1 protein-coding gene is annotated in these 3,778 nt (G+C 60.2%); it reads left to right on the top strand.

Going from position 1 to position 3,778, the window contains the following annotated elements; genetic code table 11:
• Positions 1-463 precede the first annotated feature (463 nt).
• Positions 464-3,658: a VCBS repeat-containing protein gene (locus V5A20_RS13560; RefSeq protein WP_332327588.1), complete on the top strand. Its 3,195-nt coding sequence runs from the start codon at positions 464-466 to the stop codon at positions 3,656-3,658.
• Positions 3,659-3,778: the final 120 nt, after the last annotated feature.

Raw genomic sequence — 3,778 nt, 5'->3', positions numbered from 1 at the left:
GCACGGCCGAGCCGGCCGCGTCCGTCCGCAAGAGCCTGACCCGCCTCTCGGAGGCGTTTCGGAATTGAGTCCCCCGGAGTTTGGACGCTGAGCCCAGGCCGTTCATAGAGGCCTTGCTCTCTGGTCGAGGAGGGCTGGCGGTTCCCTTCTCTCGAAAACGAGCAGATGCACACGGCGAGGGAGTGCTCTCCCGCACGTGTAGCGTCTGGGAACGAGGGCTCTTTCGCTGGATGCGGTCTTTCTCTCCGATGGGTAGCTTCCCCAACACGAGAAGGTTTCACGAATGAATTGGAATTGGCACTGCTCGGTATTGAACTGCCAGCCTCCTTCGAAGCAAAGGGCTCCGGGGCCGAATCCTATTGCCCTTCTCATTTTCGTCCTCACAACGGTCGTTTTCGTCGCCTGTGGCCCTTCGTCGCAGCGAGAAACCCTTTTTTCGCTTCTACCACCTGACTCAACAGGCGTGAGGTTCGTTAACGAGGTGGTGGGGAGTTCCGAGGCGAACCTGCTCACTTACGAAAACTTCTTCAACGGGGGCGGGGTCGCAGTAGGGGATCTGAACGGCGATGGCCTTACGGATATCTATTTTACCGCCAATCAGGACGCAAACGCGCTCTACCTGAACGAGGGGGAGCTTCAGTTTCGGGAGGTAACCGGCACGGCTGGTGTCCGCGACTCCACCGGCTGGAAGACAGGGGTGACGATGGCCGACGTGAATGGCGACGGACTACTCGACATCTACGTCTCTCACGCCGGCCCGTCCCCTGTGGAGCGGCGGCGAAACAAGCTCTACCTCAACCAGGGGCCCGACGGAAATGGCGTTCCTCAGTTCGAGGAGCGGGCCAAGGAATACGGCATCGACGATCCCGGCTACACCACCCATGCTACGTTTTTCGACTACGACCGGGACGGCGACCTGGACGTGTACGTGCTTAATAACCAGTCTCCAGGCCCGGACACACAGCGGCGCTTTGGCGGCGATCGGCTCTACCGCCACGATACGAGTGCGACCGGACCCGAGCGGTTCGTTAACGTCAGCGGGCAGGCGGGGCTAACGAAAAATCCAATTGGTCATGGACTGAGTGCCACTGTGAGCGACATCAATCGAGATGGGTGGCTAGACCTGTACGTGGCCAACGACTTCGAAGGGGAGGACCGGCTCTACGTCAATCAGGGCGACGGAACCTTCACGGACGCCATTCACTCCTGGGTGGACCACATGTCGACCTCGTCAATGGGGGCCGACATCGCCGACTACAACAATGATGGTCGCCCTGACATCTTTGTCCTGGACATGTTGGCCAAGGGCAACCGGCGCCAGAAGCTGCTGGCGATATCACCGACGCCCCTGTACCGGGACTCGCCCCAGTATACGCGCAACATGCTTCAGCTCAACAATGGAAACGGTACGTTCAGCGAGATTGGACAGCTCGCCGGCGTGTCGAACACCGATTGGAGTTGGGCCGCCCTCTTTGCCGACTTCAACCTCAACGGTCTCAAAGATCTCTACGTCACAAACGGCGTCCCACGGGACCAGACGAATCTTGATTTTCAGTATGGGAGGCGTGCCGAGGTGCGGGGGGAACAGAGCCGTACGCCGTCCGACCTGTATGAGCTGGCACAAAAGATTCCCTCAACTCCGATTCCAAATTACGTCTTTCGCAACGAGGGAAACCTCACGTTCGAAGACGTGAGTACGGACTGGGGTCTCGCAAAGAAGGGCTTTTCCAATGGCGCCGCTTACGCCGACTTCGACAGGGACGGTGACCTAGACCTCATCGTCAGCAACGTCAGTGAGCGGGCCTGGGTCTACCGCAACAACGCCGCCGAGCGGACCGACCGCCATTCTCTCCGGGTCGAGCTGGAGGGGACCGATAAGAATCGTTTTGGCATCGGCGCGAAGGTAACGCTAAAAACACCCGAGGGAGAGACGCACTATCAGGAGATGATGCCCGTCCGTGGTTTTCAGTCCTCCGTTGAACCGGTGCTGACCTTCGGGTTGGGAAAGACCGAGGAGGTCGACCTCACTGTGAGGTGGCCCGACCAAACTCGCCAAAGCATTTCAGATGTGCGCGTCGACCAGACGGTCACGCTGTATCAGGAAGAGGCAACCCCACTTGGCCCCGCCTCGGACACGGCGCAAAAGACGCCCCTATTTGCAGTCTCGTCCGATCAGAAAGGACTCTCTTTCTCCCATCGGGAGAACGCATTTGAGGACTATCACCATGAGCCGCTTCTCCCGCATAAGCTTTCTCGACTCGGGCCGGCGCTGACCCGGGGCGACATCAACGGCGACGGACGCAAGGACGTGTTTGTGGGCGGGGCGCGGGGGCAGAGCGGCCTCCTCTTCCTGCAGCGGCCGGACGGAACGTTTCGGGAGACTTCGGGAGAGGCCTTTGCTGCCGACCGGTCTTTCGAGGACGTAGACGCCACCTTTTTCGATGCGGACGGAGACGGGGACCTGGACCTCTACGTGGTAAGTGGCGGAAGCTCTGAGGTGCGGGCCGAGGCCTATCAGGACCGCTTGTACCTCAACGACGGGACCGGTGCCTTCAAGGTGGCCTCCTCCGACGTGCTTCCTACCATCGAGAGCAGTGGAGGAACGGTGGCCGTCCATGACTACGACGGGGACGGAAATCCGGACCTCTTTGTAGGTGGACGGGTTCGGCCCAATGACTATCCCCTTCCTCCCCGCAGCTACCTCTTGGAAAACACCGGTGGGCGCTTCAAGGACGTCACCGACCAAGCCGCCGAGGTTCTCCTGCGGCCGGGCATGGTAACAGATGCTCGCTGGCACGACCTGACCGGTAACGGCACCCACGAGTTGATCCTGGCCGGCGAGTGGATGGGCTTTCGGGTGTTCCAGCCCGACCACGAGAACGCCTTCGCCGAAATCACAGGTGACCTTGATCTGGAGCGCTCAAGCGGATGGTGGTATGCCTTCCAGATCGCTGACTTTGACGGCGATGGCGACGATGACATTGTCGCTGGCAATCGGGGCGAAAACGCGCAGTTCCACGCCCGGCCGGATGCTCCAGCGTCTGTGTACGCAGGCGACTTCGACCAGGACGGCGGCATCGAACCCATCATGAGCCACTACCTCAACGGCACCGAGTACCCACTACCGCGGCGCGATCTGCTGATGGGCGAGTTGCCGTTCCTCCGCGCCCGTTTCCAGTCCTACGAAGCCTACGCCGAGGCGACAATGGAGCAGGTTCTGACGCAGAAGCAGTGGGAGAGGGCCCGGCGCTTCAAGGCCCACACCTTCACGACCAGCCTCTTCGAGCAGCAGAAGGATGGCACCTTCACGCGCCACGACTTGCCTGTCGAAGCACAGTTTTCCCCGACCCGTGACCTCGTACTCCACGATGTGAATAGTGATGGGCGACCAGACTTGCTGATGGCCGGAAACGACTTCACGGTGCGCGACCCGTGGGGCCCGTCGGATGCGGGCGAGGGTGTGCTTTTACTGAATCGGGAGGGACTGTCATTTGAAGCCCTACGGGCTCGAGAGAGCGGCTTCTTCGCGTCCGGGGACGTGCGGAGCCTTCTCCTCGTGCCCATGCCAGACGCCCCCGTCGTCATTGTGGGCAACAACGATGCGTCCCTGGGCCTTTTCACGCTTCGACCTTCATCCAGAGACGTAGCCGCCCAATAACTATTCTCCTTTCCGTCCGATCCGGGCAACTATCTCTAATCACATTTCCACAAAAGGAGAGGACCAGGCATAATAGGAGCACGACTGGGAAGAACGTCTTTCCGGTTCGATAAATACTGT

This window comes from Salinibacter sp. (assembly GCF_036626415.1).
Classification (GTDB): Bacteria; Bacteroidota; Rhodothermia; order Rhodothermales; family Salinibacteraceae; genus Salinibacter.
Note: the sequence above shows the minus strand (reverse complement) of the source record. Positions and strands in the feature narration are given on the sequence as shown.